The 7,255-nt window shown below is 73.9% G+C and carries 5 protein-coding genes; 2 read left to right on the top strand and 3 right to left on the bottom strand.

Annotated features, from left to right (window positions below; genetic code table 11):
• Nucleotides 1-1,303: zf-HC2 domain-containing protein (locus ACI2L3_RS08745; protein WP_404751593.1), on the top strand; the 1,303-nt coding region annotated here is incomplete at its 5' end.
• Between the two features lie 19 nt (nt 1,304-1,322).
• Here ACI2L3_RS08745 and purU read toward each other — a convergent pair.
• Together purU and ACI2L3_RS08735 are read right to left on the bottom strand one after the other, a co-directional pair.
• Nucleotides 1,323-2,201 (bottom strand): formyltetrahydrofolate deformylase, encoded by an 879-nt coding sequence (gene purU / locus ACI2L3_RS08740; RefSeq protein ID WP_404751592.1) that lies wholly within the window; start codon nt 2,199-2,201, stop codon nt 1,323-1,325.
• An 88-nt stretch (nt 2,202-2,289) separates the two neighbouring features.
• Nucleotides 2,290-2,790, bottom strand: a complete 501-nt coding sequence (locus tag ACI2L3_RS08735) for a hypothetical protein (protein WP_404751591.1) — start codon at nt 2,788-2,790, stop codon at nt 2,290-2,292.
• A gap of 118 nt (nt 2,791-2,908) precedes the next feature.
• Between ACI2L3_RS08735 and ACI2L3_RS08730 the strand changes: the two genes are divergently transcribed.
• Nucleotides 2,909-4,183 (top strand): ABC transporter substrate-binding protein, encoded by a 1,275-nt coding sequence (locus tag ACI2L3_RS08730; RefSeq protein WP_404751590.1) that lies wholly within the window; start codon nt 2,909-2,911, stop codon nt 4,181-4,183.
• Nucleotides 4,184-4,198: 15 nt separating this feature from the next.
• Here ACI2L3_RS08730 and ACI2L3_RS08725 read toward each other — a convergent pair whose 3' ends face one another.
• The gene (locus tag ACI2L3_RS08725; protein ID WP_404751589.1) at nt 4,199-7,111 is read right to left on the bottom strand and encodes a hypothetical protein; all 2,913 of its coding nucleotides are present in this window, start codon (nt 7,109-7,111) and stop codon (nt 4,199-4,201) included.
• Between the last annotated feature and the right edge of the window lie 144 nt (nt 7,112-7,255).

Raw genomic sequence — 7,255 nt, 5'->3', positions numbered from 1 at the left:
GCCCCACGACGAGCCCGACCGCACCGAACCCGACCGCACCGGGCCCGACGGCACCGCGCCGCGCATACCGACACCGCGCGCCTCCATAGAGGACACCGGACAGCCCCTGCCCGACCTGGCAGATCCGCCCGAGCCGCCGCCGGGGCCCGCGCCGCTCGTCCTGGAGCACCGCGTCCTGAAGTCCCTGCTCGGCGCCTGGGCGCTCGCCGCCTGCTCCGCGGAGGAGGCCACCGCCGTCGAGGAGCACCTCGGCGACTGCGGCCCCTGCGCCGAAGAGGCCCTGCGCCTGCGGGACGCCGTCGGCCTGCTGCACCCCGAGGAGAGCCTCGACCTCGACCCGGGCCTGCGCACCCGCGTCCTGGAGAGCTGCCTCGGCCGCCGCCCGCCCCGCATCCCGGTGCCGGAATGGGCCGTTCCGTACGACGCGGAGACCGCCCGCCTCGACGCCCTCCTCCAGGACATCGGCGACGCCGAGTGGCACGCGCCCGTACGGCTGCGCTGGTTCGAGGAGGACGGCCCGGTCAGCAGGAAGACCACCGTGGCCGGCGTCATCGCGCACCTCCTCGCGGTCGACGGCATGGTCGGACTCGCCCTCGGCCTCGACGACCCGCTCGGTCCCGAGGTCAGGGTTCCGCGGGACCCGGCCCACCGCACCGAGGCGTACTGGCGCGCCTCGTACTTCCCGCCCACGCGCGCGGTGCGCACCCCCTGGCGCGACCAGACGCACGAGCTGATCCGGACGGTGTCGTTCGCGGGCGGGGGCTCGGGGCGGCTCCCGGTGCCGTACGGGGCGGTCGCAGCCCCGGACAGCGGCGCCGGACCCGGGCCGCAGACCGTCGAGCTGCCGCTGCGCGACTCGATGGTGGACCGCGCCTTCGAGTGCTGGATCCACGCGGGCGACATCGCCGACGCCGTGGACTATCCGTACGCGCCGCCCGCGCCCCGGCACCTCCACCACATGATCGACCTCGCCGCCCGCATGCTCCCCGGCACCCTCGCCGAGCGCCGCCGCTCCGGGCTCGCGACGCCGCCCCGCCACCTGGTCGCGGCGGGCGCGCCGGGCCGCAGCCTGCGCCTGGAGATCGAGGGGCTCGGCGGCGGCGAGTGGCTCATCCCGCTCGACTCCCCCGCGGCGACCGGGTCGCGTGAGCACGAGGTGGCCCATGTGGCGCTGGACGGCGTCGAGTTCTGCCGCCTCGCCGCGGGCCACGTCTCACCGGAGGAGGCGGCCGCGGGCCAGGACGGCGACCGCGAGGCGATCCGCGACGTACTGTTCGCGGCGGCCTCGCTGAGCCGGATGTAGCGCGGCCGGACAGGAAGGGTTACGCGAAGACGACCGTGCGGCGGCCGTTCAGCAGGATCCTGCGCTCCGCGTGCCACTTCACGGCCCGCGCAAGGGCCTGGCACTCCACGTCACGGCCGACCGCGACCAGCTGGTCGGGGGTGACGTCGTGGCCGACGCGCTCGACCTCCTGCTCGATGATCGGCCCCTCGTCGAGGTCGGCCGTCACGTAGTGCGCGGTCGCGCCGATCAGCTTCACACCGCGGGCGTGCGCCTGGTGGTACGGCTTCGCGCCCTTGAAGCTCGGCAGGAAGGAGTGGTGGATGTTGATGATCCGCCCGCTGAGCTCCTTGCACAGGTCGTCCGAGAGCACCTGCATGTAGCGGGCGAGGACGACCAGCTCCACGTCCTCCTCGCGCACGATCTCCAGCAGCCGCGCCTCGGCCTGCGGCTTGGTGTCCCTGGTCACCGGGATGTGGTGGAAGGGGACGTTGTACGAGGCGACGAGCTCGGCGAAGTCCGTGTGGTTGGAGACGACCGCGGCGATCTCCACCGGCAGCGCGCCGATCCGGGACCGGAACAGCAGGTCGTTCAGGCAGTGGCCGAACTTCGACACGAGCAGGACGACCCGCATCTTGTCCTCGGCGCGGTGGATCTGCCAGTCCATGTGGAAGGAGTCGCCGATCGCGGCGAAGCTCGCCCGCAGCTTGTCGACGGTCACCGGGGCCTCGGCCGAGAAGTGCACGCGCATGAAGAACAGACCGGTGTCGTGGTCGCCGAACTGCTGACTGTCCTCGATGTTGCAGCCGGTCATGAAGAGATAGCTCGACACGGCGTGCACGATGCCCTGCTTGTCGGGGCAGGAGAGGGTGAGGACGTACTGCTCAGCGGGGGCGGTGGCGGTGGACTGCTCGTTCATGCGGCCAAGGTTCCCACAGCGGGGACCGCGGACGGCAATCGTCCCGCGGGTCGGACGGAGCCGTGCCGGGCCGGCCGGGCCCGTGCCGTCAGGCGGACCGCGTCATGATCCGCAGCACTTCGAGCGTCTGCGGCGGTACGTCCGGGTCCTCCCCGTCGCCCGCCGCGAGCCGGACGTGCGCGTCGCGCGCGGCACGGACCGCCTCGGGCCAGCCCGGGTGCTCCAGATAGACGGAGACCAGCGCGTCGGGCCCGACCTCGTGCATGATCCGCAGGACGCGCAGGACGGCCGTGTCGACGAGGGCCGCCTCCTGCGGGTCCCGGAAGATCGTGCCCACGTATTTCTCCGCGGACCAGTTGTCCAGCCACGTGTCCTCGACCAGCCGGTACACGGCGTCGGTCACGTCCCCGTACTCGTCACGCCCCGCGAGCCAGCACTCCCGCTGGAACGCGGGGTCGGAGAGCATGTGCAGCGCCGAGCGCACGTTGCTGCGCCAGCGCCACCACGGCATGTCGTTGGTCGGCATGCCACCCATGGTGCTGGAGCGACGGCCGCGACGGGAAGACTTCTCCGAACCTTGCACGGTCATGGATCGTACGTTCCCACCGCGCGCACGCGAATCGGACCCCGCCCGTTCACCGTCATGTCACTGTCCGTTGAGAACGAGTCACTCCAAGGTTGGCCACGTCACGGAATCGTGCAGGGACATGACCGGCTGGCGACGCACCTTCCTCCCCCGCCCCTCCCGAACCGCAGCACTCTCCGCGGCCGCTGTGGCGGCGTGTACGTCCCTGATAACCGGTTGCGGGGTCATCCCTGGAACCACGGGGGGTTCCGGGGACGACCCCATCACCGTCATGACCTGGGCCCCCGAGAAGACCAAGGCCACCAACAAGCCCGGCGTGCCCGCCATGGCGCAGGCCTACGCCCGCTGGGTCAACGCCCACGGCGGCATCGGCGGCCGTGAGCTGAAGGTCCTCACCTGCAACGACCACAACGACTCGGTCGGCGCCGCGAACTGCGCGCGCGAGGCCGTCGAGAACGACGTGGTGGCGGTCGTCGGCGCGTACAGCCAGCACGGCCGCTCCTTCCTCGGCCCGCTCGAAGTCGCCGGCATCCCCTACATCGGCGGCTACGGCATCACCGACGACGAGTTCAGCAGCCCGCTCTCGTACCCCGTCAACGGCGGCGAACCGGCTCTCCTCGCGGGCAACGGCCGGCAGCTCGCCGCCCGCTGCGAGCGTGTCTCCCTCGTCCGCCCCGACACCCTCGCCGGCGACGAGCTCCCCAAACTCCTCAACCAGGGCCTCGCCGACGGCCACCACAAGCCGGTCTCCGACATCCGCGCCCCCGAGGACGGCACCGACCTCACCCCGCAGGCCGAGCGCGCCCTGAAGGACGCGGGCGCCTCCGACGGCTGTGTGACGGCCGCGCTCGGCGCGCGCACGGACACGTTCTACGACTCGTTCCGGCGCACCAAGGACGACTATCCGCCGGTACGGATCTCCTCCGTGCTCGGCAGCGTCGACCAGTCCCTCATCGACCGCACCGGCGGCGCGAACGGCCCCTACGAAGGGGCGTACGTCACCGGCTGGTACCCGGCGGCGGGCGACGCCAGGTGGGACAAGATGCGGGACGTCATCCGCGAGCAGGCGTTCGGCGACAACCGGGTCGACCCGGCGGACGCGGGCGTCCAGACGACGTGGATCGCGTACACCGTCCTGAAGCAGGCCGTCGAGTCGCTCGACGGCGGCGAGGTGTCGTCCCGCACGCTGCGCCGCGCCCTCGACGGCGGCCTGCGCGTCGAGACGGGCGGGCTGACGCCGCCGCTGAGCTGGCGCTTCGAGGACCTGCTCGCGGCCAGCGAGTATCCGCGCCTGATCAACTCGGGCGTCACGTTCCAGGTGGTGCGGGACGGGCGGCTCGTCCCGGCCCGCGAGGGATTCGTGAACGTCGAAAAGACCCTGGAGCAGACGACGTAGCGCGTACTCGACGCGCTAGAGCTGGGTCTTGGTGCGCTCGGTCAGGCCGTACTTCCGCGCGATCGCGTTCCAGTGGTTGGCGGCCTGCTCCTTGGCCGTCGTCGCCGCGCCGCTCTGCCGGTTGCCCGCGGCGGTCTGCGAGGTGTTGCGGGCGTGGCCCTTCCTGCACCCCTTCTTGCCCGCCACCTGGTCCGCCCACGCGGCGTAGTGGTTGTCCGCCGCGGCGGAGGCCTTCCACGCCTTGTTGAGGGAGGCGGTCAGCTGGTCGTTGGCCGGAAGCTTGTCGACCTTCAGGGCTGCGAGCCGCGTCACGAGCCCGTTGCGCTGCCTGGCCGCACCGCGCAGGTCCTTCGCCGACTGGCTGAGGTTCTGGCACTTCCCCACGTTGCGTACGGCGGCGATGACCGTGTCACGGCTGTTGTTGCTGTCGGCGAGCAGCTTGTCCAGGGCGACGGCCTGGTCCTTCACGGGATCGGCGGTCGGCGAGGGCCGCTCGTCGGGCTCCGCGGAGGCGGAGACGGGCTTGCCGTCGTCCTTCTCCTCATCGCCCCCTCCCGAGCTGAGCAGCGCGCCCGCGCCGACGCCGAGCAGGGCGATGCCCACGCCGACGGCGGCGATGAGCGGAACCTTGGACCCGGTGCGGTTGCGGCGGCCTCCGCCGGTGGCGGCGGGGGCGGGGGCCGGTGCGGGGCCCGACGCGTCCACACGCGGCATCTGCTGCGTCGACGCAGGCCCTGCCTCCTCCGACTCCGTCCGGAAGAGACTGTCGAACTCGGCGGGCGGCTGCCGGTCGCCCGGGGCGCCGGGCCGGATGCCGTACGGGGCACCGGACGGCTCGGGCGGCGCGCCGGCGTCCGCCGGAACCGGCGCGATGAACTGAGTGGGATCACTGTCGGACACGCCCCCGCTGGGAGCACGGCCGAGAAACTGCGTGGCATCGGCGGCGGGAGCCTCGGGCGGCAGCGCACCGGGTCCCACCGGGGGTATGTACTGCGTGGCCCCCTCATCAACGGGAGCGATGAACTGCGTGGCCTCACTGTCGGACGCCGCCCCCGGCGCGGCGACGGGCGGCAACGGCATGCTGCGGGGGGCGTCGGTGGCGGGCGGCAACGGTTGGGCACCCGGCGACGGCGCGGCGTGCGCACCGTGCCTCGACTGCCGCGTCGACGGCTGCGACTCCGCCCCCGACTCCGGCTGCCCGGAATGAGCACCGTGCGCCTGCTGCGCCCGGTGTGCGCCCTGCCCCGGCGCGGCTTGGTCCGGCCGGCTGTAGGGGGCGGGGAGTCCGGACTGGGGTTGCTGGTTCGGCTGGCCGTAGGGAGCGGGAAGCCCGGGCTGGGCGTTGCCCTGCCCCGGCTGAGGGGCGCCGTGTCCCGCGTGGGCGCCCTGTCCCGGCTGGGGGGCACGGTGGCCCGGCTGGGAGGCACCGTGGCCTGGCTGGGAGGCACCGTGGCCTGGCTGCGGGTAGCCGTAGCCGGGCTGCTGCGCGTCCTGGCTCGGCTGCGGCAGGCCCGGGGCCGACTGAGGAGTGCCGTGTCCTGGCTGCGGGGCGGCGTGTCCCGGCTGGCCTGGGCCCGGCTGAGGAGTGCCGTGTCCGGGCTGTGGGGCGCTCTGGCCCGACGGCGGATAGCCGTAGCCCGGCTGCGGGAAGCCAGCGCCCGGCTGAGAAGTGTCGTATCCCGGCTGCGGGGCGCTCTGGCCCGACGGCGGGTAGCCGTAGCCCGGCTGCGGAGCGCCCGCGTTCGGCTGCGGCAGGCCAGCGCCCGGCTGAGAAGTGCCGTGTCCCGGCTGCGAGGCGGCGTGCCCCGGCTGGGAGGTGTCGCGTGCCGACTGCGAAGCGCCCAGCCCCGCCTGCGAAGCGGCGTGCCCCGGCTGAGGGGTGCCGTAGCCCGGCTGCTGAGCGGCGTGTCCCGGCTGCGGGGCACTCTGGCCCGACGGCGGGTAACCGTAGCCGGGCTGCGGAGCGGCGTGCCCCGCCTGGGACGTGCCCTGTCCCGACTGCGGATAGCCGTAACCGGGCTGCGGAGCAGCCTGCCCTGCCTGGGACGTTCCCTGCCCCGACTGCGGGGCACTCTGGCCCGACGGCGGATAGCCGTAACCCGGCTGCGAAGCCGCATGCCCCGCCTGGGACGTTCCCTGGCCCGGCTGCGGAGCGCTCTGGCCCGACGGCGGATAGCCGTAACCCGGCTGCGAAGCGGCATGCCCCGCCTGCGGCGTCCCCTGTCCCGGCTGCGGGGCGCCCGCGCCCGGCTGCGAGGAGCCGTGTCCCGGCTGCGAGGCGGCGTGCCCCGGCTGGGAGGTGCCGGGTCTCGGCTGTGAGGCGCCCAGGCCCGCCTGCGCAGCGGCGTGCCCCGGCTGCGGGGTGCCGTATTCCGGCTGCTGCGCTCCCGGGCCCGCCTGCGACGCGCCGTACCCGGGTTGCTGATCGCCGTGTCCCTGCTGCGGGTAGCCGTAGCCGGGCTGCGAAGTTCCCGCTCCCGCCTGCGGGTAGCCGTAGCCCTGACCCGCCTGCAGGTAGCCGTACCCGGGTTCCGGAGCGCCCGCTCCCGGCTGCGGGTAGCCGTACCCGGGCCCCTGCCCGGGCTGCGGGCCGCCGTACCCGGCGGGCCCCTGCCCACCCTGCGGATAGCCGTACCCCGGCCCCTGCCCCGGCTGCGGCGCGCCGTACCCCGAGCCCTGTCCGCCCTGCCCCTGCTGCGGGCCTCCGTACGAGGTGTCGGGGCCGCCCTCCGGGGGAAGGGGCGGGGAGGTCGGCTGGTCGGGGCCCCAGGGGTGGTCCCAGGGGGTGCCGCCCGCGGGGGCGCTGTGGCGGCCCGCGGTGGAGGGGAACAGTGGCTCGCCGCCGTCCGCGGGCAGCACTACGCCCTCGTGGGCGGGCCGCTGCTGCGGATCGGAAGAAGCAGCGCCCTGACCGCTCTGCTGCGTCACCGGGACTCCTACACCTGGGGGGACCTACGGAACCGTCGGGTCACGCTACCGGGTCGCCACATCCCTCTGCCACGCAGCTCAGAACGCCGCCCTCCGCCGGGCGTCGGCAGTAACGAAACCTCCCTCGCCGACGCTGTTCAGGGG

It is taken from the genome of Streptomyces sp. NPDC029674 (genome assembly GCF_044903205.1).
Classification (GTDB): Bacteria; Actinomycetota; Actinomycetes; order Streptomycetales; family Streptomycetaceae; genus Streptomyces.
This window is presented reverse-complemented; position numbering and strand designations above follow the sequence as displayed.